Here is a 26309-nt window from a genome sequence, read left to right as displayed (position 1 = left end):
AGGCCCGGGAGGGCGGCATCCGGGGCTGCTCCGCACCGCCGAAGCGAGGTTGTCCACAGCGGCCGCGGTTCATCCACAGGATCATGGCTTCTCCCGCCGACCAGCCGTTCTGCCTTCAGTGTCGAGGGCATGACCCACGAGACCGTGAGGCTGTACGGCGCCTGTCGCCGTGCCGCCGCGATCGACGCGCTCGGGCGCAGTGCCGTCCGTCGCGCCGTCGAGTCAGGGCAGTGGTGTGCGGCGTGGCCGGGAGTCCTCATCGAGGCGTCCCGGGCTGCGGAACCGCTCACCGTGATCGCTGCCGCCCTCCGCTACGCCGGCCCGGACGCGCTCGTGACCGGCCGGACCGCAGCGCACCTTCACGGCTGCACGGCCGTGCCCCCGCTGCCCGTGCACCTGCTCGTCCCGTACGGCCACTGGCTCCGAGCCCGGGCAGGGCTCGTGGCGCACAACGGCCGCCCTGCCGACGAGGACCGCGACGAGGTCGCCGGTCTTCCCTCGCTGAGGCTGGAACCGGTGCTGTCGGACCTACTGTGCCGGGATCGGCCGCAGGATGCGCTCGCGGTGCTCGACCAGGCTCTCGGCCTGGCCGGCGACGCAGGGCGGGAAGGCCTACGTCGGCGGATCGGCGACGAGCTCGCCCGCCGCGCGGATCCGCGTGGGCGCAGACGTGCCACCCGTCTGCTCGAACTCGGGACGGGACGAGCGGAGTCCCCGCCGGAGAGCTGGATGCTCTTCCACCTCGTGGACGTCGGGTTTCCGGCACCGGAGGTCAACTGGTCGTTCGACGACCGTGACGGCCGGCAGATCTTCCGGCTCGACCTCGCCTGGCCGGAGTACCGGATCGCCCTCGAGTACGACGGCTACCTGGCACATCTCGGCAGGGAGGGCGCGGATCGGACGCGCCAGGCCGCGCTCGAACGCAGCGGCTGGATCGTCGTCCGTGCCGGAACGGACGACCTCGGATCGCTCTACCGGGTGGAGTGCGCGCTGGACGAGGCGTTCCGCCGGCGCGGTCTGGTCCTGCGGCGGCGACCGGGAGTGCTGCGCGGACAGCGTCACCGGGAGAAGGCCGGATGAGCCGGCGGGAGCCGCAACGAGGCGAGATCACGACTCGCCCGGCTTCAGAGCGCGACTCGCCCGGCTTCAGATCGCGACTCGCGGGGCTGCCGGTCGCGACTCGCCGGGTCTCAGAGCCCGACTCGCGCCGTCTCAGGTCGCGACTCGCGCGGTCTTGGAGCGCGACTCGCGGAATCTCGGGGTCGCTTACAGGGACTTGCGGCTCGGCCGGCTGCGCAGCTCGGTGACGTAGTCCGCGGGGGCGCCGGCGGCCTCGGCGGCGTCCGCGATCACGCCGAGGTAGCGGGCCGACGGCAGGCCGCCCTCGTACGCGTCCAGCACGTAGATCCAGGCGAGCACGCTGCCCTCCATGGTCTGCACGCGCAGCCGCAGCTTCTTGTGCAGGCCGAGCTCGCCACCCTCCCAGCGGTCCAGCTGGGCGGCGTCGTGCTCCGGCACGTCGTAGATCACGACGAAGACCTGGGAGCCGGGGCTCTCGACCACGGTGGAGAGCGCGCCCTCCCAGGCGTAGTCCTCCCCGCCGAAGGTCAGCCGCCAGTCGACGAGCCACCCCGTGCCCGCCATCGGCGAGTGCGGGGCACGCTCCTTCATCTGCTGCGGATCCATGTTCGACCCGTAGGCGGCGTACAGGGGCACGGACACAGGGTATCGGTGCCGACGCCGCTGGGTACCGCCGGGCGGATCACGGGACGCGCGTACGGTATGTCGGGCCGGTCGACCCGGCTGTATCGATCCGCAGACTTGTTTCGGAGGGCGGCACGTGACCCGCATCGTGATCATGGGTGGGGGGCCCGCCGGCTACGAGGCGGCGCTCGTCGCGGCCCAGCACGGCAGCGACGTGACGATCGTGGAGCAGGACGGCATGGGCGGCGCCTGTGTCATCCACGACTGTGTCCCCTCGAAGACCTTCATCTCCTCCGCGGCGGTCCGCGTGGACCTGCACCGCGCCGAGGACCTCGGCGTCCTGCTGGACCGCAACACCGCGGGCGTCGACCTGCCGAAGGTGAACGGCCGGGTCAAGGGCCTCGCGCTGGCCCAGTCCGCGGACATCCGCAACCGCGTCGAGAGCGACGGCGTGCGGATCCTCAACGGCACCGCCCGCTTCCTCGAGGCCGGCGGGAAGGCGCCGCACCTCGTCGAGGCGACGCTGACCAACGGCGAGACCGAGGAGCTCCCCGCGGACGTCGTGCTGATCGCCACCGGGGCCACCCCGCGCGTGCTGGACTCGGCCCGCCCGGACGGCGAGCGCATCCTCACCTGGCGCCAGCTCTACGACCTGCCCGCGCTGCCCGAGCACCTGATCGTCGTCGGATCCGGGGTCACGGGCGCGGAGTTCGTCTCCGCGTACGTCGAGCTGGGCTGCCAGGTCACGCTGATCTCCAGCCGGGACCGCGTGCTGCCCGGCGAGGACGCGGACGCGGCCGCCGTGCTGGAGGACGTGTTCACCGAGCGCGGCGTGCGGATCGTGCCGAAGGCGCGGGCGGAGTCCGTGCTGCGCGACGGCGAGGAGGTCGTGGTGACCCTCGCCGACGGTGAGACGATCCGCGGCTCGCACGCCCTGATGACCGTCGGGTCGGTCCCGAACACCGGTGACCTCGGCCTGGAGAAGGTCGGGATCGAGCCGGACCGCAGCGGGTTCATCCCCGTGGACCGGGTGTCCCGCACGTCCGTCCCGGGCGTCTACGCGGCCGGGGACTGCACGGGTCTGCTGATGCTCGCGTCCGTCGCGGCGATGCAGGGCCGGATCGCGATGTGGCACGCACTCGGCGAGGGCGTCGCGCCGATCCGGCTGCGCACCGTCGCGGGCAATGTCTTCACCCGCCCGGAGATCGCGACCGTCGGCATCAGCCAGCGCGCGATCGACGCGGGGGAGGTCCCGGCACGGACCGTGATGCTCCCGCTGACCACCAACCCCCGGGCCAAGATGCGCGGCCTGCGCCGCGGGTTCGTCAAGCTGTTCTGCCGGCCCGCGTCGGGCGTGGTGATCGGCGGTGTCGTCGTGGCGCCGGTGGCGAGCGAGCTGATCCTGCCGATCGCGATGGCCGTGCAGAACGGCCTCGGCGTCGACGACCTGGCGCACACCTTCTCGGTCTACCCGTCGCTCTCGGGGTCGATCACCGAGGCGGGCCGCCAGCTCATGCAGCACTCCGACCTCGACTGAGGTCGCCCGCGGAACCCCGGGGTCGGCTCAGGGGTTTCCCTGATACCGGGGGCGAACGGGCGCGGCAAGCTCGTACCCATGACCACTCCCGTCCGCACCGGTGTCCCCGTCGTCCCCGTGCTGGTGGCGGGTGCCGCCGCACAGCTGACCGACGACGTCCTGTTCTGGTTCCTGCCTGACGTCCCGCTCCTGCCCGCGGTGATCGCGATCGCGCTCACGGCCGGCGCGGCGCGGCTCGTGACCCGCGGGATGCACGGCTCGGCCGTCGCCCGGACCGGTCTCGCGGTCGGTGCGGTGTCCGCCGGGCTCAGCCTGCTGATCGGCGGGTTCGGACTGCTCACGATCCTGCTGGCGGGGATCACGGTCGTCGCCGGTGTGGCGGGTGCGGTGGCGAAGCGCCCGGAGCTGCGGCCGCACGGCTGACGAATCGACCGCGGCTCGCGCGGCCTGCGACCGCGACTCGCCCGGTCTGGGAGCGCGACTCGCCCGGTCTGGGACCGCGACTCGCCCGGTCTGGGACCGCGACTCGCGTGGTCTGGGAGCGCGACTCGCGCGGTCTGGGAGCGCGACTCGCGGGTGAAAGCGACGCGGATCGGTGCCGGGGAGCCCGATTCGCGGGTCCTGGGGGCTCGGGGGAGTCCCGGGAACGACGAGAGCCCCGCCGGGGTCCGGCGGGGCTCTCGTCGTCGTCCTGCCTGCTCAGCCGGCCGGCACGAGGGCGCGGCAGCCGGACAGCGCGCAGAGCGTCTCGGCCGCGAACCGGCCGGGAGCAGCCGCGTCCGCCGTCGTCGTGCTCCGGGCGAAAGGCCATTGCCCGGCGAAGCGGTGCAGGTACCAGAAGCAGAAATGGTGGTCGGGCTCGTCGGGGTCCGAGACGAACACGGCCGGCCCCGGCAGTTGCGACACCCACCGCGCGTACGCGGCGGCGACGAGTGCCGGGGGCTTGGCGGCCCGGCGGGTCGTGAGCCAGTCCTCCGCCCGGGTGCGCCAGTTCGTGAGCGCGGCCGGGTGCAGGGTGGCGCCGGGGAGTTCCCGCAGGTTGGCGGTGAAGGTACTGGTCAGGGCTCCGGACGCGGCGTGCGCGGCCGAGGCCAGGGTGAGCAGGGAGTGGGGCCCGGGGATCGGGCCGTCGGTGTGGATGTGGGTCGTGACGTACAGGGTCTCGGGGGGCATGACGGATCCAAGTCGCCGAAGTGAGGGGACGTGCTCGCGACGCGGCTGGGCCGGCGTGACGAGCGGGATCCGCGGCGCGGTCAGCTCCGCGTGGCGGAAACGAACCGGGCCCCGTGGTCGTACTCACACGGGAAACATCACTGCTGTCCACTGTGCACTTGTTCAGCACACGGTGGCGTGCTGTGGAACTGGCCTGGCGGGGAACGACGCTAATCGGCGGGCCGGGCCGTCGTCAACGGTCCGAGGCGAGCCTGCCGGCCATCACACAGTCGACCCGTCGGCCGTCGACGACCCAGGCGGAACGCTGGGTGCCCTCGACCGTGAAGCCACACCTCTCGGCGACCCGCGCGGACGCGTCGTTGTCGACCGCCCACGCGTAGGAGACCCGGTCCAGGCCCAGCCCGCCGAAGCCGAAGCGGAGCACCGCGGACAACGCCGTGGTGATCATGCCGCGGCCGCGGGCGCGGGGGAGCGCCCAGCAGGTCGCCTCGGCGACGCCCATGGCGAGGTCCAGGTGCGCGAACGCGACCTCGCCGAGCATCTCCCCGGTCGTCGGCTCGCAGACGGCCCAGGAGCAGGCGCGGTCCTCCCGCCAGGCGGCGTCGCGCTCGGCGATGTGGAGAACGGCGGCCTCCGGCGTCGGCGCGGGGCGGTGTCGCCAGCGCAGGATCTCCGGGTCCCGGGCGGACTCCAGCACGGCCGGGACGTCGGAGACCCGGTCGTCGTGGCGCAGGGCGCGCAGGTACCAGGTGCCGGCGTTGATCTCGACGGGTTCCATGATCGGTCCGGTCGTGCGCGGTAATCGTCGCCCTGGCAACGATTACCGCGCACGGGCGCGTAGCGCTACTCCTTGATCTCGCAGACGACGGTGCCCTGGGTGATCGAGGAGCCCGTCTCGGCGGAGAGGCCGGTGACGGTGCCGTCCTTGTGGGCGGTGACGGGGTTCTCCATCTTCATCGCCTCGAGCACCACGATCAGGTCGCCGGCGGAGACCTGGTCGCCGTCGGAGACCGCGACCTTGATGATCGTGCCCTGCATCGGCGCGGTCACGGCGTCGCCGGAGACCTTCGTGCCCCCGCCCTTCCCGGAGCGCTTGCGCGGGGCCTTCCCCGACGCCCCGCCGCCGGCGTTACCGCCGCCGAGCGCGAGATCGCCGGGCAGGGAGACCTCCAGGCGCCGTCCGCCGACCTCGACGACGACGGACTGCCGCGGCGCCGTCTCCTCGTCCGCCCCGGCGCCGCCCTCGAACGGAGGGACGGTGTTGTCCCACTCGGTCTCGATCCAGCGGGTGTGGACGAGGAAGTCCTTCTCCTCCGCCGCGGTGAACGCCGGGTCCTCCACCACGAGCCGGTGGAACTCCAGCACGGTCGCCATGCCGCCGACCTGGAACTCCGCCAGCGCGCGGCGGGACCGCTCGAGGGCCTGCGCGCGGTCCGAGCCGGTGACGATCAGCTTGGCCAGCAGCGAGTCGAAGTTGCCGCCGACGACGGACCCGACCTCCACACCGGCGTCGACGCGCACGCCCGGGCCGGCCGGGTACGCGATCGACTCGACGGTGCCGGGGGCGGGCAGGAAGTTGCGGCCGGCGTCCTCGCCGTTGATCCGGAACTCGATGGAGTGCCCGCGCGGCTCCGGGTCCTCGGTCAGGTTGAGCTCGAGGCCCTCGGCGATGCGGAACTGCTCGCGCACCAGGTCCAGCCCGGAGGTCTCCTCCGACACCGGGTGCTCGACCTGCAGCCGGGTGTTGACCTCGAGGAAGGTGATCAGGCCGTCCTGGCCGATCAGGAACTCGACCGTGCCGGCGCCGTAGTAGCCGGCCTCCTTCACGATGGCCTTCGACGCCGTGTACAGCGTCTTGCGCTGCTCCTCGGTCAGGAACGGCGCGGGCGCCTCCTCGACCAGCTTCTGGAACCGGCGCTGCAAGGAGCAGTCCCGGGTCCCGACGACGATCACGTTGCCGTGCTGGTCGGCCAGGACCTGGGTCTCGACGTGGCGGGGCTTGTCCAGGTAGCGCTCGACGAAGCACTCCCCGCGGCCGAACGCCGAGGTGGCCTCGCGGACCGCCGAGTCGTAGAGCTCGGCGATCTCCTTCTCCTCGCGCGCGACCTTCATGCCGCGGCCGCCGCCGCCGAACGCCGCCTTGATCGCGACGGGCAGGCCGTGCTCCTTGGCGAACTCGATCACCTCGTCCGCGCCGGACACCGGGTCGTTCGTGCCGGGGACGAGCGGGGCGCCCGCACGGGTGGCGATGTGCCGGGCGGTGACCTTGTCCCCGAGGTCGCGGATCGACTGCGGCGACGGGCCGATCCAGGTGATCCCGGCGTCGATCACCGCCTGCGCGAAGTCCGCGTTCTCGCTCAGGAAGCCGTAGCCGGGGTGGATCGCGTCCGCGTCGGCCTGCTTCGCAGCGCCGATGACCTTGTCGAAGTCCAGGTACGACTCCGCCGCCGTGGTGCCGCCCAGGGCGAACGCCTCGTCCGCGAGCCGGACGAACAGGGCGTCACGGTCCGGGTCCGCGTACACGGCGACACTGGCAAGGCCTGCGTCCTTCGCGGCGCGGATCACCCGGACGGCGATCTCTCCGCGGTTGGCGACGAGAACTTTGCGCAGTGGGGGCACGATCTTCTCTCCTCGGTCACGGGCAGGCCGGCAGGAGAACGCTGCGCCGGCGCATCGGTTACCGGCGAGTGTAGGAGTTGGACCACCGGGGACCGCAGACCACGGGTGTGTGGCCTTGCTGACTCATCGTTCGGGATCCGACTTCCCCGGGTGCGCGTGGTTCAACCGCGCAGTCGTCCGAGCGCGTTGCCGGCGAGCGCCTTCAGTCGGGCGCGCCGCCGTCGACGGGGAGGGCTCGCGCCGTCGTAGCGCCAGCCGGCATCGCGCTCGGCGAGCTCGTCCGCGGCGGATCCCGGCAGGGTGCCGGCCGCGCGCAGCGCCCGCGCCAGGTCCCAGCCGTCCCGCAGGGCCCCGACGCCTCCGCGCCCCGCCGCGTGCGCCGCGAAGGTCGCCTGCCAGCGGTTCCCGTGGCTCGCCGCCAGCAGCGGCCACAGCTTCGCGGTCTCGCCCGCCCGCTTGCGCAGCAACGCCGTCCGGGTCGCGGCCAGCCGCGCCACGTCGAAGCCCGCGGGGTCCGGACCGCCCGCGACGAGCGCCTCGACGAGCGCGGCCTGCCGGGCCGCGAGATCGCCCGTGCGGCGGTGACCGGGGTTCATGTGACCCGCGCGAACCCGGTGCTGTCCGCGATCGCGTCCAGCTCGGCGTGCAGCTCGGCCATCGGCGGGTACCGGCCGTCCCGTTCCAGCATCACCGCGGGCGGCCGGGCGCGGTCCCGCAGCTCGTCGAGCAGGCGGAGGACCGGCGCGGGCACGGGGTCGGTGTGGGTGTCGTGGTAGAGGCCGTCGTGCTCGGCCCCGCCCGCGACGTGCACGTACGCCACGCGGTCGAGCGGCATCCGGTCGAGGACGGCCGACGGGTCCTGCCCGCGGTTGACCGCGTTCGCGTACAGGTTCGCGACGTCCAGGAGCAGCAGCGCGCCGCTCCGGTCCAGCAGCTCGGTGAGGAAGTCCGGCTCGCCGAACTCGTCGTCCGGCCAGTCGAACAGGGCGGCGATCGGCTCCAGCGCGAGCGGGACGTCCAGCTCCGCCTGCACCCGCCGGATGTTGCGGGTGAGCACGTCCAGTGCCTCGCGGCTGCGCGGCACCGGCAGTAGGTGCCCGGCCTCCCGGCCGCCACCCCGCACAAACGCGACGTGCTCGCTGACCAGGGGCGCCTCGACCGCGACGGCGCAGGCCGCGAGGTGCGCGACCCGGTGCGGCCGGACCCCGTCTGCGTCGCCGAGGCCCAGGCGGACCCCGTGCGGGATCACGGGGACCCCGCGCCCCCGCAGCTCCGTCACCCCCCGGGACGGAGCCGCGGGGGCGATCGACTCGGCGATGACCTCGCAGAAGCCGAGGCCGGGAAGGCCGTCGACGATGCCCGCGATCTCGGGCCGCCAGCCCACGCCGACGCCCGTCACGCCGACGGCACCGGTGCCGACTCGCGCGACCGGCAGTGCCGACTCGCGGGAATCTGCCGCGGGGATCTGCTCAGCCGCCGCAGCCACCGCCACCCCCACCACATCCACCGCCGCCCGAACTCCCGCCCGAATCGCCGCCGCTGCTCCAGGAGGAACCGCCGTCCCCGCTCCAGCCCGAGCCGGCCGCGGCCTTCTGCACGGCCAACTCGTCCGCGAACGCCGGGTCCGACGCCCAGAGCGCGCCCGTGCCGTAGAGCCCGACGCCGAGTGCCGCGGCCCCCGCACCGTAGGCGACCCAGTCCGGCTTCATCGTGGGCGACAGGCCGTGGTGCCGGGTGCGCAGCTCCGCGAGCGCGCGGTCCCCGGCGCGGCTGCGCTGCGGGGCCCGCACCAGCTCGACGACGGTGACGACGCCGACCCCCAGCAGCACGATCACGAGGAACCCGACGGGCCGGGCGTTGGCCAGCCCGGCCAGCAGCCGGAACAGACCGAGCACCGCGACCGCCAGCATCCACAGGCCGGTCCGGCGGATTGCCGAGCGCTGCTCCTCGGACAGCAGCAGGCCCTCGCGGACCAGCCGGTCCTCGATCCGGCCGAGCGCCGTCGAGACGACGCCGTGGTACCGCAGCCGGTGCCGGGGCGTCGGGGCGGACGCGGTGAACGCCACCGCGCGCTCCAGGTCGTCCGTGACGGGCGACCGCACGGACGACTGCACCTGGCCCTTGCCGCTGCTGCGGATCGTGCCGCTCAGCTTCATCGCGCTGAGTGCGGAGTACACGGCGAGATCGGGCCCGCCGTTGAGGTAGGCGACGTCGTGCGGGCGCGACTCGAGGCCGGTCACCAGGTCCGGGCCGCCGGCTGCGAGCCTGCGCCGGGCCCTGCTGCTCACGATCCACACGGCCGCCGCCAGCACCACGTAGAACTCGAGGAACGTCGACCCGCTGATCCCCCAGGTGTCTCCCTGAGCCGCCAACGCGTCCCCTGCGGTGAACACCTCCACTACGACCACCCCCCGGTGAGCCGTTCCTATGAGACGCCTCACAGCATGGAACCGGACCGGCTCACGAGGGAACGTTCTTGACCAAGGTTTGAGGTTCGTTCAGGCGACCGCGGACCGCACCTGCTTCTTGATCCGGGACAGCATCGCCGCCATCCCGCGCAGCCGCAGCGGGCTCACGGCCTCGGCCAGGCCGAGCGCGGTGTAGAAGTCGTCCGGCACGGCGAGGACGTCCGCGGCGGGCTCACCGTCCAGCCCGGTGTGCATGATCGACGCGAAGCCCCGGGTCGTCGGGGCCTCGGGCGGGGCCGAGAAGAAGAGACGGACCGTGCGGTCTCCCTCCGGCTCCACCTCGACCGCGAGGAACAGCGGCGACTGGCACTCGTGCACCTGCTCCATCGAGTCCGCCGCGTCCGCGTAGCGCTCCGGCAGCGGGGAGCTCGCGGGAGAAGCTCGAGGAGGAGCTGGAGCCGGTCCTTGGGGCCGACGCCGGAGAAGTCCTCGACGAGCTCCGCCAGCTCGGAAGGCAGGTCGCGCACGCTCGACGGCTCGCTCATGCCGCGCCTCGCTCCGAGCCCTGCACGATCGGGACCCGCACGGAGTTGCCCCACTCGGTCCAGCTGCCGTCGTAGTTCCGGACGTTCTCGAAGCCGAGCAGAGAGGACAGCACGAACCAGGTGTGGCTCGAGCGCTCGCCGATCCGGCAGTAGGCGACGACCGGCTCGTCCTTCGACAGGCCCTGCTCGTCCTCGTAGATCGCGGACAGCTCGGCCCGGGACTTGAAGGTTCCGTCCTCGTTCGCCGCGCGGGCCCACGGGACGCTCGCGGCGCCGGGGATGTGGCCGCCGCGGACCGCCCCCTCCTGCGGGTAGTCCGGCATGTGCAGCAGTTCGCCCGAGTACTCACCGGGCGAGCGGACGTCGACCAGCGCCCCGGCCCCCGACCTCAGCTGCTCGAGGTGGTCGATCACGTCCTCCTTGAACGCCCGGATCGCGATGTCGTCCCGCTCGACGATCGGGTACTCGACGGGTGTCGGCTTCGGCGGCTCGGTGGTGAGCTCGCGGCCCTCGGCGATCCACTTGGCGCGGCCGCCGTCCAGGATCCGGACGTCCGGGTGGCCGAACAGCCGGAACACCCACAGCGCGTAGGTGGCCCACCAGTTGTTCTTGTCCCCGTAGAAGACGACGGTGGTCTCCCGGGCGATGCCCCGCTCCCCGCAGAGCAGCGCGAACTTCTCGGGGTCCACGTAGTCCCGGGTGACCGTGTCGTTGAGCTCGGTGTGCCAGTCCAGCTTCACCGCGCCCGGGATGTGCCCCGTGTCGTAGAGGAGGACGTCCTCGTCGCACTCCACGACGGCGAGATCGGGTGCGTCGAGGTGCTCGGCGAGCCAGGAGGTGCTCACCAGGCGCTCGGGATGCGCGTACTCGGCGAACTTCGGGTCCTGGTCGATCGGTGCAGCCATGGCCGCGAGGGTAGTACGCGGGCCCGACGTTCGCCGTCGGGTCAGGGGTGGTCCCAGAGATCCACCGGGCTGACGCCGACGCCCGCGAGCAGCCGCCGGACCAGGGGCAGGCTGATCCCGATGACGTTCGACGGGTCCCCGTCGATCCCGTCGACGAACCAGCCGCCCAGCCCGTCCAGGGTGAACGCGCCCGCGACGGCGAGGGGCTCCCCGGTCCCGAGGTACGCCTCCAGCTCGGCGTCGGTGGGTGTCCCGAACCGCACGACGGTGACGGCGTGCCCCTCCGCGGCCCGGTCGATCTCGCCGTCGACCACCCGCAGCACCGCGTGCCCGGTCACGAGCTCGCCGCTCCGCCCGGCCATGGACCGCCATCGGTCGCGGGCCGTGTCGACGTCCTTCGGCTTGCCGACGAGCTCGCCGTCGATGTGCAGCATCGAGTCGCACCCGATGACGATCGAGTCGAGCGCGTCCGGACCGTCGAGCCGGCGGGCGACGGTGGTGGCCTTCGCGCCGGCCAGGGTGGTGACCTTCTCCGCGGCCGTGGCGTCCGGGACGGCGGCGAGCAGCGCGTCCTCGTCGACGTCGGAGACGGACACCGCGGGGTCCAGCCCGGCGGCGCGGAGCACGGACAGGCGGGCGGGGGAGGCCGAGGCGAGCACCAGACGCACGGCGGCGAGCCTACGGAGCGGGGCCGCCCGCCCGGGTGGCGCCCTTTTCCCGCAGGGCCCCCGCCGGTCTTCCTTCCGCCGGACGGCCGGGTCAGCCGTACAGCAGCGCCTCGGGACGCAGGTCAGGGACGGTGAGCCCCGCCCCGGCGCCGCGCAGCGCCGCGGCGGGCGACGAGGTGGTGACCCCGATGATCGTCCCGACCCCCGCCGCCGCCAGTGCCTGCACGCCCGACGGCGAGTCCTCCACCGCCGCGCAGCAGGCCGGATCCACGGCGAGCAGCCGGCAGGCGGTCAGGTAGCCCTCCGGGGACGGTTTGCCGACCGACACGTCCTCCGCGGTGACCACCAGCTCGAGGGCGTCGGCCAGGCCGAGCACGTCACCCAGGACCCGGCGCGCCCACTCGCGGCCCGCGCTCGTGACGACGGCGATCCGGTGCCCGCGCCGGTGCAGCTCGCGGACCAGGTCCCGGGCGCCGCCGACGGCCTCGACCTCGCCCGCCAGCTCGTGCGAGTGCGCGGCCAGGCCGGCCAGGACGCCGCGCACGTCCGTCCCCCGCCACGGGCCGTCGACCTGGGTCAGGACGTCCCCGGCCCGGCGCCCCAGGTACGTCCGGGCGTAGGTCGCCTCGTCCACGTCCATCCGCCAGTCCGCGAAGAACCGCTCCCACACCCGGCGATGGACGTGCTCGCTCAGCACCAGGGTGCCGTCCATGTCGAACAGGACGGGTGAGCCCGGCGCGATCACCGGCTCGCACCGGATGGCAGGCCCGCTCACGAGCCGTAGGTGAACAACGGGTCGCCCGGCCGCACCTGCGCCCCGACCGTGCCCGTCACCGCACCGGGCGCGGTGTCCAGGACGACGACGGGGCAGACGGCGGACAACCCGCGCCGGCGCACCGCGGCCGGGTCGAACGCGACCACCGGGGTGCCCCGCTCGACCGTGTCCCCCTCGGCGCGTAGCAGCTCGAACCCCTCGCCCAACAGCTCGACCGTGTCGATGCCGAGGTGGACCAGCACGCCGACGCCCTCGGCGCCGAGCACCACGAACGCGTGCGGGTGCACCTTCACGAGGGCGCCCGCCACGGGGGCGACGACCTCGATCCGGCCCTCCGCCGCGGGCGGTTCGACGGCGGTACCGGCGCCCACGAGCTCGTCGCTGAACACCTGGTCCGGGACGGCGGCGAGGCCGACGACCTCGCCGGCGACGGGGGAGACCACCTCGAGGCTCACAGGATGTCCCGGATGTCGTCCGCGAGGGTATCCGCCTCCGGCCCGACGACGACCTGGACGACCTGCCCGGCGACGAGCACGCCGTGCGCGCCGCACCGCTTCAGCGCGGCCTCGTCGACCAGGGTCGGGTCCTCGACCTCGGTGCGCAGCCGCGTGATGCAGGCCTCCAGCTCGGTGATGTTCGCGGCGCCGCCGAGCCCCGCCACGATGTCGTCCGCCTTGGCCATGTGTCCTCCCCAGGCCGCGAGGAATGTGTCGCGGCGATTGCCGGTCCGGGTCCGATCGGACGGTGCGACTGCACCGAAATCCGTTGTTGACAGGCTCGTTCGCACAGACCAAGCTACGTGGTCATAACCGGACCCTACCGGTGACCGCACACGGCGGCAAGAGTCGGTCCTTCCCCTTCGGGAGGGCCGGACGAGGCACTACCGGAACCTTTCCCCACACCCTCTGGAGAGTCCTGCCATGAGCGCACCCGCCACCGCTGTGCCCGCAGCGCCGCCGAAGAAGCGGAGCGGCCTCGCCGGGCTGCAGCGCCTCGGCCGCAGCCTGATGCTGCCCATCGCGGCGCTGCCCGCCGCCGGCCTGCTGCTGCGGCTCGGGCAGGACGACCTGCTCGGCGGGGTGGGCTCGCTGAAGCAGGTCGCCGCCGTGCTGTCCGCGGCGGGCGGCGCGTTGTTCGACAACCTCCCGCTGATCTTCGCGCTCGGCATCGCGATCGGCTGGGCCCGCAAGGCGGACGGCTCGACGGCGCTCGCCGCGGTCGTCGGCTACGTGGTGCTCGACGGGGTGTTCACCGCGATGAGCCCGCTGGTGCTCGACGGGGTACTCGACTCCAAGGGCGAGCAGGCGGTCGTCAACTACGGGGTCCTCGGGGGCATCGTCACCGGGTTGCTGTCGGCGATCCTGTGGCAGCGCTTCTACCGCACGAAACTGCCGACCTTCCTGGGCTTCTTCAACGGCCGGCGGCTCGTGCCGATCCTCACCGCGGTCACGATGATGGTCGTCGCGGTCCTGCTGAGCCTGATCTACCCGCTCTTCAACACCGGGCTCACCGCGCTGGGCAACGCGGTCAACGCGAACACGGTCGTCGGCGGTGGCGTCTACGGCGTCGCGAACCGGCTGCTGGTCCCGCTCGGCCTGCACCACATCCTCAACTCCGTCGTCTGGTTCATCCTCGGCGACTTCAACGGCACCCACGGCGACCTCAACCGCTTCTTCGCCGGTGACCCGACCGCCGGGACGTTCATGACCGGCTTCTTCCCGATCATGATGTTCGCGCTGCCCGCCGCCGCCCTGGCGATCTGGCACGAGGCGCGCCCGGGGCAGCGCAAGCTCGTCGGCGGGATCATGATCTCGGTGGCCCTGACGTCCTTCCTGACGGGCATCACCGAACCGCTCGAGTACTCCTTCGTCTACGTCGCGTGGCCGCTCTACCTGATCCACGCGATCCTGACCGGCACCTCGCTGGCCCTGGTCAACGCGCTCGGCATCCACGACGGCTTCACGTTCTCCGCCGGCGCGCTCGACTACCTCGTCAACTTCGGCCAGGCGACGAAGCCGCTCTGGCTCATCCCGATCGGCCTGGCCTACGCAGTCGTCTACTACCTCCTGTTCCGCTTCGTCATCCGGCGCTGGAACCTGCGCACGCCGGGGCGCGAGGAGGAGACCGAGGAGACGGCCGAGAACGCGGCCACCGCCGTCGCCGAGACCACCGTCGTCGAGACCACCGGCCCGAGGCCCGCCGAGCCCGGCGCTCAGGCCTGACCCCCACCCCCGAGGAGAACCACCGTGCCCTCGCGCACCGTCACCGTCGCGTCCCGGGTCGGGCTGCACGCCCGCCCGGCCGCCGTGTTCACCAGGGCCGCCGCGGCGGCGTCCGTCCAGGTCACCCTCGCCGTCGCGGGCAAGGACCCGGTGAACGCGGCCAGCGTCCTCGGGGTGATGACCCTGGGCGTCGAGTGCGGCCAGGAGGTCACCCTGGCGGCGGAGGGGGAGGGTGCCGACGGCGCGCTCGACTCGCTCGCCGCCCTGCTGGCGACCGACCTCGACGCCTGATGGCGGCCCCGATCACCGCGGTCGCCGCCCGCGTCGTGGCCGGTCGCGGGGTCAGCCCCGGCGCGGTCCGCGCCCCGCTCGTCCGGCTCGGCCCGCCCGTCGTGACCTCCCCGGACGACCCGGCGGGGGTCGATCCGGCGGCCGAGGCCCGTCGCGTCCGTGAGGCCCTCACCGCGGTGGCCGCGGACCTCGAGCGCCGCGCCCGGAACGCCGAGGGGGTCTCCGCGGACGTCCTGACCACCACCGCGGCGATGGCCCTCGACCCGGCCCTGGCGGACGCGGCCGAGCGGCACCTGGCGGCCGGCGCGCCCACCGGGCACGCCGTGACGCTGGCCGTCGAGGAGTTCTGCGGGCGGCTCGAGGCGGTCGGCGGCTACCTCGCCGAACGGGTCGCGGACCTGCGGGACATCGGCGCCCGGACGGTCGCGCAGCTCACCGGGCTCACCATGCCCGGGATCCCGGCGCCGGGGTACCCGGTCGTCATGGCGGCCCGAGACCTCTCCCCGGCGGACACTGCGTCCCTCCCGGGCGGCGACGTCGTCGGCCTGCTCACCGAGGAGGGCGGGCCGACCAGCCACACCGCGATCCTGGCCCGGGCGCTCGGCATCCCCGCGGTCGTCGGCTGCCCGGCGTCCGCGCAGATCCCCGAAGGCACCCTCGTGCTGCTCGACGGCACGACGGGCACCGTGCAGCTCGCCCCGCCCGCCGGGGCCGCGGCCGTCCCGGCCACCTCCGCGCCCGAGGCCGCCGCCGGGCCGGGACACACCGCCGACGGAACCCCCGTCGCGCTGCTGAGCAACATCGGCACCGTGGCGGACGCCGAGCTCGCCGCGATGACCCCGACCGAGGGTGTCGGGCTCTTCCGCACCGAGTTCCTGTTCCCGAAGCGGGCGGACCGGCCCACCGAGGCCGAGCAGGCCGCGACCTACGCGGCGGTGCTGCGGGCGTTCGGGGAACGCCGGGTCGTCGTGCGCACCCTGGACGCCGGTTCGGACAAGCCGCTGCCCTTCCTCCCGCTCGGCCCGGAGGAGAACCCGGCCCTGGGCGTGCGCGGGCTGCGCACGGCCCGGGCCCACCCGGAGGTGCTCGACGACCAGCTCCGCGCGCTGGCCGCCGCCGCGGAGGCGGCCGGTCGCGAGCTCGACGTCATGGCGCCCATGGTGTCCACGGCGGAGGAGGCCGCACGGTTCGCGGACCGGGCGCGGGGCTTCGGGCTGTCCCGGGTCGGCGTCATGATCGAGGTCCCGGCGGCGGCGCTGCGGGCCCGTGAGCTGCTGGACGTCGTGGACTTCGTCAGCATCGGCACGAACGACCTGGGCCAGTACGTCATGGCGGCGGACCGGCAGTCGGGCGCCCTCGGCGACCTGCTCGATCCCTGGCAGCCCGCGCTGCTGGACCTCGTCGCGGCGGTCGGGGAGGCCGGCCGGGCAGCCGGGAGACCGGTCGGGGTGTGCGGGGAGGCGGCGGCGGACCCGCTGCTCGCCGCCGTCCTCGTCGGGCTCGGCGCGACCAGCCTGTCGACGGCCGCGCGGGCCCGGCCCGCGGTGCACGCCGAGCTCGCCCGGTTCACCCGGCTGGACTGCCTGCGCCTCGCGGAACGTGTCCGGTCGGCGCGCGGCGCCGGGGCCGCCCGCGCCGCGGCCCGGGCCTTCCGGGACGAGCGCGCATGACCGCCCTCCTCCTGCGCGGGACGGTCGTCGCGGGCGGCCGTCCGGTCCCGGACGGCGTGGTCGCGCTCGACGGGGACCGCATCGCCTGGGTCGGCCCGGCCGGGACCTGGGCCGGCCCCGAGCCGCTGCCGCCGCCGTCGGACCGGTACGTCCTGCCCGGGCTGGTCGACGTGCACTGCCACGGCGCCGCCGGGCACGGCTTCCCGGAGGCCGACGACGAGGGCCTGCAGGCCGCCGTCGACCATCACCTGGCGCACGGCACGACCACCCTGCTCGGCAGCCTCGTCTCCGCCCCGGCGGACACGCTGCTGGAGCGGGTCGCGGCCCTCGCCCCGCTGGTCACCGCGGGCCGCCTCGCCGGGATCCACCTGGAGGGGCCGTTCCTGGCCGCCGCCCGGTGCGGGGCCCAGGACCCCGCGGCGATCATCCCCGGCGACCCCGCCCTGCTGGAACGCCTGCTCGAGGCCGCGGGCGGCACGGTCTCGTCGACGACCCTGGCGCCGGAGACCCCGCACTACCGCGAGCTGCTCGCGATCCTCGTCCGGCACGGCGTGCTCCCCAGCCTCGGCCACACGGACGCGGCGGCGGGCCGGACCACCGCGGCGATCGCCGAGGCCGGCGGCGCCACGGTGAGCGCGACCCACCTGTTCAACGGCATGCCCGAGCTGCACCACCGCGCGCCCGGCCCGGCCGCCGCGTGCCTGGCGGCGGCGGGTCGCGGCGAGATGGTCGTGGAGCTGGTCGCGGACGGGGTCCACCTCGCGGACGAGACGGTCGCGATGGTGTTCGACCTCGTCGGCCCGGAACGGATCGCGCTGGTCACCGACGCCATGGCCGCGGCCGGGATGCCGGACGGGGGGTACTCGCTGGGTTCGATGCGCGTCGACGTCGTCGATCGGGTGGCCCGGCTCGCGGGAGCGGGTACCGACCGCTCGATCGCCGGCGGCACCGCCCGCTTGGTCGACGTCCTGCGCCAGGTGGTCCTGGGGAGCGGCGTCGGGCTGGGTGCCGCCGTCCTCGCCGCCACCGCCACCCCGGCCCGGCTGCTCGGCCTCGACCACGAGATCGGGGACCTCGTCCCGGGCCGGCGGGGGACGTCCTCGTCACCGACCACGACCTGGCCCCGGCCGAGGTGTTCCGGGCGGGCCGGCGGGTCACCGCGGAGCGGGTCCTCCACGGAAAGGCGGTCTGAGCATGGAGGTCGTCATCCTCCCCACCGCGGCCGACGGCGGCCGCGTCGTCGCGGACATCGTGGCCGCGGTCCTGCAGCGCGGCGAGCCGGTCAACCTGGGCCTCGCCACCGGCTCGTCCCCGTTGCTCGCCTACCGCGAGCTGATCCGCCGCTGCCGGGTCGGGGGCCTGTCCTTCGCCCGTGCCGCCGCCTTCCTGCTCGACGAGTACGTGGGCCTGCCCGCGGACCATCCGGAGTCCTACCGCCAGGTGATCAGGCGCGAGCTGACCGACCACGTGGACATCGACCCCGGCGCCGTGCACTCCCCGGACGGCACGAGCCCGGACCCGGTGGCGGCCGCGGCGGACTACGAGAACGTGCTGCTCGCGGCGGGTCCGATCCGGGTGCAGATCCTCGGGATCGGCACCAACGGCCACCTCGGGTTCAACGAGCCGGGCTCGTCGCTCGCGTCCGCGACGCGCGTCAAGACGCTGACCCGGCAGACCCGCGCGGACAACGCCCGGTTCTTCGACGGCCCGAACGAGGTGCCGCGCCACGTCCTCACCCAGGGGCTCGGCACGATCAGCCGGGCCGAGCACCTCGTGCTGACCGCGTCCGGCGCGCACAAGGCCGCGGCGGTCGCCGCCGCCGTCGAGGGGCCGCTCACGGCCTCCTGCCCGGCGTCGGTCCTGCAGCTGCACCCGCACGCCACCGTGGTGGTCGACGAGGCCGCCGCGGGCCGGTTGGCGAACGCGGAGTTCTACCGCGAGATCCACGAGCACAAGCCCGCCGGCCAGGGGTACTAGGTGGTTCTCGCCGAGGTCGTCGCGGTCGACATCGGGGGGACCAGCATCAAGGCCTCCCTCGTCGGCCCCCGCGGCCTCCCGTCCGCTCCGGTGCGGCTGCCCACCCCGGTCGGCGGCGGGCCGGCCGCGATCGTCGACGCCGTCGCCCGGGTCGTCGGGGGCCTCCGCACCCCCGGGACCGGCGCCGTCGGCTGCGCCGTGCCCGGCGTGGTCGAGCCCGGGACCGGTGTCGTCCGGCGGGCCGCGAACCTCGGGATCGTCGACGACCTGCCGCTCGGCCCCGTCCTCGCCGCCCGGCTGGGCCTGCCCGTCACCGTCGAGCACGACGTCCGCGCCGCCTGCCGGGCGGAGGCCGAGCTGGGCGCGGCCCGGTCCGTGGGCGAGGCCGTCGTGGTGGTGGCGGGGACGGGGCTCGCGGCGGGCCTGCTGGTCGGGGGCCGGGTCGTCACCGGTACCCGGGGCGCGGCGGGCGAGTTCGGGCACATCCCCGTCGTCCCGGACGGGGAGCCGTGCGCCTGCGGGCAGCGCGGCTGCGCCGAGGCCTACGCCTCGGCGGGTGGCCTGCGCCGCCGGTACCGCGACCGGTCCGGCCCGGCGAGATCCGATCCGGGGCCGACCGCGGCGGAGCTGGTCTCCCGCCTCGACGACGACCCGCTCGCCCGCGCGCTCTGGGCCGAGGCCTGCGTGGCGTTGGGCCGGGCCCTGGTGGCCACCACCGCGCTGCTGGACCCGGCCGTGATCGTCCTCGCGGGCGGACTGTCCCTGGCCGGTCCGCTGCTCGCCGATCCCGTGCGCGCCACGCTCGCGGCCGGGCTGGCCTGGCGGGAGCCGCCGCCGGTGGTGCTCTCCGGGTTCGGCGACCGCGCCGGGGTGGTGGGAGCCGGACTGGTGGCCCGCGACCCGCTGCGGACGGCGAAGCGGAGGGTCGTGTCCCGGTGCGGGTAACCTCGGCACCGGTCACCGGTGGTCATGACCAGTACGGGTCGCGGCCACAGCTCGTCCCCGGGAGGTCGACATGGCGCAGCCCGCCCGCATCCACGACGGTGCGGTGCCCAAGCACGAGCAGCTCCGCACCATCCTGGCCGAGCTCGCCACGGACACCCTCGAGCCCGGGGACCTGTTCCCCAGCGAGCGCCAGCTCTGCCTCGACCACGGCGTCAGCCGGATCACGGTGCGCGCGGCGATCGGGCAGCTGGTCAGCGAGGGCCTGCTGGAGCGGGTCCGCGGCAAGGGCACGTTCGTCGCCACCCGGACCGCGCGGTCCCGCCTGCACCTCGCGTCCTTCCACGAGGACATGCGCCGCCTCGGCCTGACCCCCACCACCGTCGTCCTCGAGGTGGAGCGCGCCGTCCCACCCGTCGCCACGATCAACGCGCTGTCCCTGCGCTCCGGCCAGGAGTGCATCCGGGTGCGCCGGCTACGGCTCGCCGACGGCGCGCCGATGTCCGTCGACGACGCCTGGTACAACGCCGCCCTGCTGCCGGACCTGGACAGCTGCGACCTGCGCCGCTCGATCTACGACACGCTGCGGGACCGCTACCGGCTGCCGATCGACCGCGCGGAGCAGACCGTCGCCGCCGCCGAGGCGGGCGAGGAGTACGCCGTGCTGCTCGGGATCACGCCGTCGCGGCCCGTCCTGCTGTTCGACCGGGTGTCGTTCAGCGGGGGCCGTGCGGTGGAACACAGCCAGTCCCGCTACCGCGGGGACCGGTACGAGCTGCAGATGGCCCTCGACGGCGGGGACTCCTGACCGCGGCTCACGGCCCGCCCGGCCCGTGCCGGCAGGGGTGCCGTCAGACGGCGACCACGCGCACCGAGCGCTCGTCCCGCTGGCGGGGCAGCGCGAGGACCGAGCCCGGCTCGTCCTTCCTCGCCTTGGTGACGAAGGCGTGCCGCTCCCCGGCGTAGCCGTGCCGGTCGTCGAACATGTCCCGGCTCATCTCGGCGAGCTCCTGGATCCGGTAGGCCTCGAGCGGGCGGCGCTGCTCGTCCGCGGCCCGGCCGGCCTGCTTGGCGGCCAGCTGCGCGGGCAGGTCCGGGTCCGCCGCGAGCCGCGCCGCGAGGTCGAGCACCGCGGCGTCGAACTCCGCCCGCGTTCCGGTCAGCACCTCGTCGACCAGCCCGATCCGGAGCGCCTCCGCCGTGCCGACGGGCAGGCAGTCCGAGGTGAGCCGCTCGGCCTCCCGGATCCCGACCCGGCGGGGCAGCACGTAGGTCCAGTACTCGGAGCCGGTCAGTCCCATGCTGCGGTAGTGCGGGTTGAACACCGAGCCCGCGGCGGCGACGACCCGGTCCGCACCGAGCGCCAGCATGACCCCGCCCGCGCCGGCGTTCCCGCCGATCGCCGCGACGACGAGCTGGTGCGTGCAGGTGATCAGCTCACGGCACACGTCGTTGATCGCGTTGATGTTCCGCCAGCTCTCGGCGGGGTGGGCCGCCGCCTCGGCGACGTTGAGGTGGATGCCGTTGGAGAACGTCTCGCCGGCCTCGAACACCAGGACCTTCGTGTCCTGGGCGACCGCGTGCCGCAGCACGGCGGCGAGCCGGTGGCCCTGGCCCGCGGACATCGCGCCGTTGTAGAGGTCCGCCCGGACCACGCCCACCTCGCCGACGCGGCGGTAGCCGATCTCGCGCGGGCCGTGGCTCGGGCCCTGCGTGATCGGGTGGTCGAGGGACTCGGGGACACCGGCGAGCAGCTCGCCCAGCACCGCGGTCGTCGGGAGCTTGATGCCGCGGGGCACCTTCGCGTGCCCGATCCACACCGCGCCGTCCCCGGTCCGGACCAGCACCGACCCGTGCCGCCGCGCCGCGATCGTGCCCGGCTCGCCCGGCAGCGCCTCGCCCGGGATCGCGTCGTACGCCAACAGCTCGACACCCGCGAGGACGGTCCTCACCCCGGGTGCGCCGTCCGCGGCCCGGATCCGGCGCAGGACGTGCGCGGTCGGGTCCGCCCACGAGAACGTGCGGTCCGCCTGGGTCATGGTGGGGCGGAGCCGCCCGATCACGCCGGGAGCGCCCTCGACGAGCGGCTGCGGGACGAAGGCGGGGTCGGCGGCCTTGGCGGCGACCTCGCGGGCGAGCTCGACGGCAGCCTCGGTGACCGGGCCGTTGTAGACGGCGCTCTTGCGGGCGGGCCCGTCCGCCTCGCGGGGCATCGCGAACGTGCGGGTGCCCCAGATCGGGCCCGCGTCCATCTCCTCGATCGCCTGCAGGGCGGTGACCCCCCAGACGGGGAGGTCCTCGGTGATCGCCCAGTCGAGGGACGACGGCCCACGGTCCCCCATCGGCCCCGGGTGCAGCACGACGACGCGGTGGCGACGCCAGACGTCCTCGGGCACCCGGTCCTTCAGGAACGGGCACAGCACGAGGTCCGGTTCCGCGCCCGCCACGGCACGACGGACGCCGTCCTCGCTGCCGGCGAGCCGGACGTCGAGGGTGTGTCCGTCCTCCCGGAAGCTCCGTCCACACGCGTTGGGTGAGGCCGTTGAACGCGGAACAGAGCAGGAGGATCTTCACGCAGTACTCCGGGGGACGAGGGGAAGCCGCAGGCCCGGGCACTGCGTCGCGCCCGGGGTGCCGCGATCGGTGTCTCGAACGGGGAACCGCGGCGCTCGCCGACGCTACCCACCGAATCTGAGTTTCACGCTCGGCCGAGTGGCCGAGCACGACGTGACCGTCCGGGGGTATGCGGGCGCTCGTCGCGACTACGGCCCAGGTGCCCGGGGTGTTACCGACGCTCGAACGGCGAGATCGGAACGGTGGGATCTGCACGATGTCGCCAAATGGTCACAATCTGTCGCCCGATGGTTACCTGGGGACGTCGAGCGGAGAGCCGCCGCGGGGGTTCCGCGGCTCGGCGCGCGACACGCCGGGTCTCCGAGGACCGTTCGTGGGCCGAGCGGTCGGTGGTTCGCGGCGATCGGCCGCGGCTCGCACCTCCCGCGCTACGTCTCCACGATCGAGTCATATCGTCTGCACCGTCCGTGTAGCTTTCCGGACTCACGGCGAATGGAACGTCCTGCGGGTCCCCCGATCGGGGCAGCGCGCCGGGCTGGGTCGTGACGCCAGTCCGGCTCCCCAGACCGGATCGAGAGAGGTGCGGACCGAGTGTTGACGAAGCTGACCGCGTGGTTGCCCAAGGGCAACACGCTCGACGACGCCGCCTGGACGCGACGTCATCGGCTGCTGGAGTGGGTGCTTCTGGCGCACGTGCCGGGACTGTTCGTGATCGGCGCGGGGCTGGGCAGGCCCGTGTCGGTGACCCTGCTGTCGCTGGTGCCGGTCCTGGTGCTGCTCGCGGGCGGCCACCTCCTCGCCGGTCAGCGGCGGTTGGCGTCGTCGCTCGTCACGGGCGGCCTGGTCTACTGCTCGGCCGCCCTCGTCGGGCTGACCGGCGGGATGATCGAGGCCCACTTCCACTTCTTCATCATCATCGGCTTCATCGCGCTGTACCAGGACTGGGTGCCGTTCCTCTGGAACGTGCTGTTCGTCGTGGTCAGCCACGGTTTCGGCACGATCTTCTACAGCCAGCTGATCTTCAACCACCCGGCCGCGCAGCAGAACCCGTGGCTCTGGTCGGCCATCCACGGTGTCGCGGTGCTGTTCGCCTGCGTCGGCATGGTCATCTTCTGGCGGATCACCGAGGACGAGCAGTCCGCCAAGGAGGAGATGGGGCGCGACCTCGTCCTCGCGGACGCCGAGATCGGCCGCCAGCAGTTCACCTCGGACATGCTGGTCAACCTGGCGCGACGCAACCAGAGCATGCTCTACCGGCAGCTCGACATCATCAACCAGCTCGAGGAGAAGGAGCGCGACCCCGACGCGCTCGCCGAGCTGTTCAAGCTGGACCACCTCGCCACTCGGGTGCGGCGCAACGCGGAGAGCCTGCTGGTGCTCTCCGGCGAGCAGCCCCCGCGCGTCTGGTCGGCCCCGGTGTCCCTGCGGGACGTCGTGCGGGCCGCGATCGCCGAGACCGAGGACCTGGACCGGGTCGAGTTCGCCGTCGACGACCGGCTCGCCGTGGCCGGGCACAGCGTCGCGGACCTCACGCACCTCGTCGCCGAGCTCACCGAGAACGCCGTGCGGTTCTCCCCGCCGGACACCGTGGTCACCATCCGGTCCCGGCCCAACCGCGTCGAGTCCGGCGGCCAGGTGCTGACGGTCGAGGACTGGGGCGTCGGAATGCCGGAGGAGGAGCTGGCCACGGCGAACGAACTGCTGCTGCGCCCCCGCGAGGTCGACCTGTCGGTGTCGCAGCGCCTGGGCTTCCACGTCGTCGCGCGGCTCGCGGCCCGGCACAAGATCGAGGTCTCGCTCGGGGCCACGCCCGGGTCCGGCCTGACGGCCGTCGTGATCGTGCCGGCGGCGCTGTTCGTCGACGAGGGGAACGAGAGCCCGGAGGACTTCGGGATCGATCCCTTCGACGCAGTCCCGGCGCAGGACCACTCCGCGCAGTACGGCGTCCCCGAGCTCGACCGTGCTCCCCAGCTCGACAGGACCGTGCGGCTCGACCGCTCGCGGGAAGCCGCGCCCGTCGCCGGTGGCGCCTACTCGGCCCGCGGCGTGCTCGCCTCCGGCGAGTCGCTCGCCGGGCTCGACGCCCCGGCCCCGGCGCGGGTCCCGGCTCCGGAGACCGTCTGGACCGCACCGTCGCCCCGGGCCGTCGAGGCCCGCCCGGGCGGGCCGGTCGACCCGGATCCGCGCTCGGACGGGCTGCCGACGCGCAGGGACTCCGGCGTGGACGCCGCCTTCGGCACCGCGTTCGGCGTCCCGGGTGCACAGCCCGGTCGCCCCGGTTGGACGGGCTGGTGGGAGCCGCCCGCTGGGACGGATGCCGTGGGCAAGGCCGGGTTCGCGGCGTACGGGACGAACGGGCACGAGCCCGGTCCGAACGGCTCGCGGGGCCCGAGTGGGAGTGCGAACGGACACGGCGTGAACGGACACAGCGTGAACGGACACAGCGTGAACGGACACAGCGCGAACGGACACGGCGCGAACGGGCACAGCGCGAGCGGGCACACGTCGAACGGCAACGGTTCGCCGCCCGCCTCCTCGTCCCCCCGGCCCTCGCCTTCGGCGCGGCGTGACCCCGGCATCCCGACCCCGCGGCCCGAGGCCGGGCAGGACACCGGTATCCCGGCCCCCCGCACCGCGCCCTCGACCGCAGCGGGGGCGGAGTCGGAGGCCGGCCGGACGGGCCTTCGGCGCCGCGTCCCGCAGGCGAGCCTCGCCCCGGAGCTGAGGGTGCCCGAGCAGTCGACGGCCGCCCCGTCGCCCGCGGCGGCGAGCCCCAGCCCCTCCGCGGCGCAGGCCCTGTCGCGCTACCAGGCGAGCAGGCAGGCGGCCCAGGCCGCCGCGGACCGAGACCTGCACGCCCAGCGGTCCACCAGGACCGCCGAGATGACCGACGACAACGGGAGGACACGGACATGAGCGCATCGACAGGCCGGCTGGACTGGCTGCTCGTCGAGTTCACCAGGGACGTGCCCGGGGTGCGCAACGCCGTCGTCGTATCCGGCGACGGCCTCTGCCTGGCGCTCTCGCCGGGCGTCGGCGAGACGCTGGGGGACCAGCTCTCCGCCGCGGCGTCGGGGCTGATCAGCCTCGCGTCGGGCACCGCGACCCTGCTCGGCTCGGGGGCGGTCACCCAGACCATCCTCGAGATGGAGGGCGGCTACCTCTTCGTCACCGCCGTCAGCCGGGGCGCCACGCTGGCCGTGCACGCGGACCGGCACTGCGACATCGGCATGGTCGGCTACGAGATGACGTTGCTGGCGGCACGGGTCGGGCACGCGCTCGATCCCGCGCCGCGCCAGCCTGCGGGCCGTTAGCGGTGCGCGGAGCAGCCGAGGACGGCCGGCACGGCAGGCAGCCCGCCGGTCGGGTCGTCCCGGTGTACGCGGTCACCGGCGGGCGGACCCGGTCGGCGGGAGCGGCCCTCCCGGTGGAGGCGCTGGTCACCGTGACCGACGCGGGCCGATGGGCGGAGAACCTGCACCTCGAGTACCGGACGATCCTGCAGCTCGCGGCGGCCCCGGTGTCGATCGTCGAGCTCGGGGCGGTGCTGCAGGTGCCCGTAGGAGTGGCGCGGGTGCTGGTCGGCGACCTGGCGGATGCGGGCTACGTGGCCGTGCACCTGCCGCAGGTCACCGCGGACGGCACGCCGGGGCCGGAGATCCTGGAGAGGTTGTTGGAGGGGCTTCGTGCGCGATCGGTCTGAGCTCTACCCGTTGAAGATCCTGGTGGCGGGCGGATTCGGCGTCGGCAAGACGACGCTGGTCCGCGCGCTGTCGGAGATCGAGCCGCTGCTCACCGAGCAGCAGATGACCGAGACGTCGGTCGGCGTGGACGACACCCGCGCGGTGCCGGACAAGCGGACGACCACGGTCGCGATGGACTTCGGCCGGATCACGGTCGACGACTCGCTGATCCTCTACCTGTTCGGCACGCCCGGGCAGTCGCGGTTCTGGTTCATGTGGGACGAGCTGTCCCGGGGATCCGTCGGCGCGCTCGTCCTGGTCGACCTGCGCCGGGTCGACGAATGCTTCCCCGCGATCGACTACTTCGAGAACCGCCGGATCCCGTACGTCATCGGGGTCAACACGTTCCCGGGTGCGAACGACCACGACGAGGAGGCCGTCCGGGACGCACTCGCGCTCAGTCCGGAGACCCCGGTGCAGTGGATCGACGCCCGCGAGGCCTCCTCGGGCCTCGCGCTGCTGGTGAGGCTCGTGGAGCACGCCCTCTCCCGCACCGCCCCCGTCCCCACCTGACCGGCGAGTCGGGACCTGGGGCGCCGCGCTCTGAGGCCCCGCG

27 protein-coding genes and 1 pseudogene are annotated in these 26309 nt (G+C 74.1%); 14 read left to right on the top strand and 14 right to left on the bottom strand.

Annotated elements, in window-relative coordinates:
- Positions 1-129: 129 nt before the first annotated feature.
- A complete protein-coding gene (locus WBK50_RS27470; protein WP_341338374.1) occupies positions 130-1080 on the top strand; it encodes a hypothetical protein in 951 nt (316 codons plus the stop codon).
- 186 nt (positions 1081-1266) lie between these two features.
- On the opposite strand, the gene WBK50_RS27465 is transcribed toward WBK50_RS27470, so the two are convergent.
- Positions 1267-1716: a gamma-glutamylcyclotransferase gene (locus WBK50_RS27465; RefSeq protein WP_341338373.1), complete on the bottom strand. Its 450-nt coding sequence runs from the start codon at positions 1714-1716 to the stop codon at positions 1267-1269.
- Positions 1717-1840: 124 nt separating this feature from the next.
- Here WBK50_RS27465 and WBK50_RS27460 point away from each other — a divergent pair, with 124 nt between their 5' ends.
- Both WBK50_RS27460 and WBK50_RS27455 read left to right on the top strand, forming a co-directional pair.
- Positions 1841-3241: an NAD(P)H-quinone dehydrogenase gene (locus WBK50_RS27460; RefSeq protein ID WP_341338372.1), complete on the top strand. Its 1401-nt coding sequence runs from the start codon at positions 1841-1843 to the stop codon at positions 3239-3241.
- 78 nt (positions 3242-3319) lie between these two features.
- Positions 3320-3664, top strand: coding sequence for a hypothetical protein (locus WBK50_RS27455; protein WP_341338371.1), 345 nt, complete (start codon positions 3320-3322; stop codon positions 3662-3664).
- Between the two features lie 276 nt (positions 3665-3940).
- Here the strand turns inward: WBK50_RS27455 and WBK50_RS27450 are convergent, their stop codons facing one another.
- The 12 genes from WBK50_RS27450 to WBK50_RS27395 form a co-directional block, all read right to left on the bottom strand.
- Complete coding sequence (locus WBK50_RS27450) at positions 3941-4414, bottom strand: hypothetical protein (RefSeq protein WP_341338370.1); 474 nt, start codon at positions 4412-4414, stop codon at positions 3941-3943.
- A 232-nt stretch (positions 4415-4646) separates the two neighbouring features.
- Positions 4647-5192 (bottom strand): GNAT family N-acetyltransferase, encoded by a 546-nt coding sequence (locus WBK50_RS27445; protein WP_341338369.1) that lies wholly within the window; start codon positions 5190-5192, stop codon positions 4647-4649.
- A 65-nt stretch (positions 5193-5257) separates the two neighbouring features.
- A complete protein-coding gene (locus WBK50_RS27440; protein WP_341338368.1) occupies positions 5258-7033 on the bottom strand; it encodes an acetyl/propionyl/methylcrotonyl-CoA carboxylase subunit alpha in 1776 nt (591 codons plus the stop codon).
- A 161-nt stretch (positions 7034-7194) separates the two neighbouring features.
- The gene (locus WBK50_RS27435; protein WP_341338367.1) at positions 7195-7629 is read right to left on the bottom strand and encodes a hypothetical protein; all 435 of its coding nucleotides are present in this window, start codon (positions 7627-7629) and stop codon (positions 7195-7197) included.
- Positions 7626-8468 carry a DUF692 domain-containing protein gene (locus WBK50_RS27430; protein ID WP_445942399.1) on the bottom strand — a complete coding sequence of 281 codons (843 nt, stop codon included), beginning with the start codon at positions 8466-8468 and terminating at the stop codon, positions 7626-7628. Before WBK50_RS27430 ends, WBK50_RS27435 begins: the two co-directional genes overlap by 4 nt.
- Positions 8469-8502: 34 nt before the next feature.
- The gene (locus WBK50_RS27425) at positions 8503-9432 is read right to left on the bottom strand and encodes a TIGR04222 domain-containing membrane protein (RefSeq protein ID WP_341338365.1); all 930 of its coding nucleotides are present in this window, start codon (positions 9430-9432) and stop codon (positions 8503-8505) included.
- Between the two features lie 99 nt (positions 9433-9531).
- Positions 9532-9828, bottom strand: a complete 297-nt coding sequence (locus tag WBK50_RS27420; RefSeq protein ID WP_341338364.1) for a SufE family protein — start codon at positions 9826-9828, stop codon at positions 9532-9534.
- A 154-nt stretch (positions 9829-9982) separates the two neighbouring features.
- Positions 9983-10891 (bottom strand): sulfurtransferase, encoded by a 909-nt coding sequence (locus WBK50_RS27415; protein ID WP_341338363.1) that lies wholly within the window; start codon positions 10889-10891, stop codon positions 9983-9985.
- Positions 10892-10932: 41 nt separating this feature from the next.
- Positions 10933-11559, bottom strand: coding sequence for a Maf family protein (locus WBK50_RS27410; protein ID WP_341338362.1), 627 nt, complete (start codon positions 11557-11559; stop codon positions 10933-10935).
- A gap of 91 nt (positions 11560-11650) precedes the next feature.
- Positions 11651-12334, bottom strand: a complete 684-nt coding sequence (locus WBK50_RS27405; protein WP_341338361.1) for an HAD family hydrolase — start codon at positions 12332-12334, stop codon at positions 11651-11653.
- A complete protein-coding gene (locus WBK50_RS27400) occupies positions 12331-12789 on the bottom strand; it encodes a PTS sugar transporter subunit IIA (protein WP_341338360.1) in 459 nt (152 codons plus the stop codon). The genes WBK50_RS27405 and WBK50_RS27400 overlap by 4 nt, the downstream gene beginning before the upstream one ends.
- Positions 12786-13016, bottom strand: a complete 231-nt coding sequence (locus tag WBK50_RS27395) for a glucose PTS transporter subunit EIIB (RefSeq protein WP_341338359.1) — start codon at positions 13014-13016, stop codon at positions 12786-12788. The genes WBK50_RS27400 and WBK50_RS27395 overlap by 4 nt, the downstream gene beginning before the upstream one ends.
- A 238-nt stretch (positions 13017-13254) precedes the next feature.
- Between WBK50_RS27395 and WBK50_RS27390 the strand changes: the two genes are divergently transcribed.
- The 7 genes and pseudogenes from WBK50_RS27390 to WBK50_RS27360 all read left to right on the top strand — a co-directional run bounded on the left by WBK50_RS27390 (position 13255) and on the right by WBK50_RS27360 (position 20244).
- A complete protein-coding gene (locus tag WBK50_RS27390) occupies positions 13255-14556 on the top strand; it encodes a PTS transporter subunit EIIC (protein WP_341338358.1) in 1302 nt (433 codons plus the stop codon).
- A gap of 24 nt (positions 14557-14580) precedes the next feature.
- Positions 14581-14847: an HPr family phosphocarrier protein gene (locus WBK50_RS27385; RefSeq protein ID WP_341338357.1), complete on the top strand. Its 267-nt coding sequence runs from the start codon at positions 14581-14583 to the stop codon at positions 14845-14847.
- Entirely contained in the window at positions 14847-16517 is a 1671-nt protein-coding gene (gene ptsP / locus WBK50_RS27380; RefSeq protein ID WP_341338356.1) for a phosphoenolpyruvate--protein phosphotransferase, read from the top strand. The genes WBK50_RS27385 and ptsP overlap by 1 nt, the downstream gene beginning before the upstream one ends.
- Positions 16514-17545 (top strand): annotated as a pseudogene (locus tag WBK50_RS35435) (N-acetylglucosamine-6-phosphate deacetylase); the annotation flags it as partial. The gene ptsP and the pseudogene WBK50_RS35435, both read left to right, overlap by 4 nt.
- Before the next feature lie 166 nt (positions 17546-17711).
- Positions 17712-18494 (top strand): glucosamine-6-phosphate deaminase, encoded by a 783-nt coding sequence (gene nagB, locus WBK50_RS27370; RefSeq protein WP_341338354.1) that lies wholly within the window; start codon positions 17712-17714, stop codon positions 18492-18494.
- Positions 18495-19439, top strand: coding sequence for an ROK family protein (locus tag WBK50_RS27365; protein WP_341338353.1), 945 nt, complete (start codon positions 18495-18497; stop codon positions 19437-19439).
- A 70-nt stretch (positions 19440-19509) separates the two neighbouring features.
- On the top strand, positions 19510-20244 hold the full coding sequence (locus WBK50_RS27360) for a GntR family transcriptional regulator (RefSeq protein WP_341338352.1): 735 nt from the start codon (positions 19510-19512) through the stop codon (positions 20242-20244).
- Between the two features lie 43 nt (positions 20245-20287).
- On the opposite strand, the gene WBK50_RS27355 is transcribed toward WBK50_RS27360, so the two are convergent.
- A complete protein-coding gene (locus WBK50_RS27355) occupies positions 20288-21883 on the bottom strand; it encodes an enoyl-CoA hydratase-related protein (RefSeq protein WP_341338351.1) in 1596 nt (531 codons plus the stop codon).
- 718 nt (positions 21884-22601) lie between these two features.
- Between WBK50_RS27355 and WBK50_RS27350 the strand changes: the two genes are divergently transcribed.
- From WBK50_RS27350 to WBK50_RS27335, 4 genes are read left to right on the top strand one after another with little or no spacing between them, the layout of a single operon-like run.
- Positions 22602-24926: an ATP-binding protein gene (locus WBK50_RS27350; protein WP_341338350.1), complete on the top strand. Its 2325-nt coding sequence runs from the start codon at positions 22602-22604 to the stop codon at positions 24924-24926.
- Entirely contained in the window at positions 24923-25324 is a 402-nt protein-coding gene (locus tag WBK50_RS27345; protein ID WP_341338349.1) for a roadblock/LC7 domain-containing protein, read from the top strand. The genes WBK50_RS27350 and WBK50_RS27345 overlap by 4 nt, the downstream gene beginning before the upstream one ends.
- Before the next feature lie 2 nt (positions 25325-25326).
- Entirely contained in the window at positions 25327-25713 is a 387-nt protein-coding gene (locus tag WBK50_RS27340; protein WP_341338348.1) for a DUF742 domain-containing protein, read from the top strand.
- Positions 25697-26266: a GTP-binding protein gene (locus tag WBK50_RS27335; RefSeq protein ID WP_341338347.1), complete on the top strand. Its 570-nt coding sequence runs from the start codon at positions 25697-25699 to the stop codon at positions 26264-26266. Before WBK50_RS27340 ends, WBK50_RS27335 begins: the two co-directional genes overlap by 17 nt.
- The last annotated feature ends 43 nt before the right edge of the window (positions 26267-26309 follow it).

The organism is Pseudonocardia sp. T1-2H (genome assembly GCF_038039215.1).
Lineage (GTDB): Bacteria > Actinomycetota > Actinomycetes > Mycobacteriales > Pseudonocardiaceae > Pseudonocardia.
Note: the sequence above shows the minus strand (reverse complement) of the source record. Positions and strands in the feature narration are given on the sequence as shown.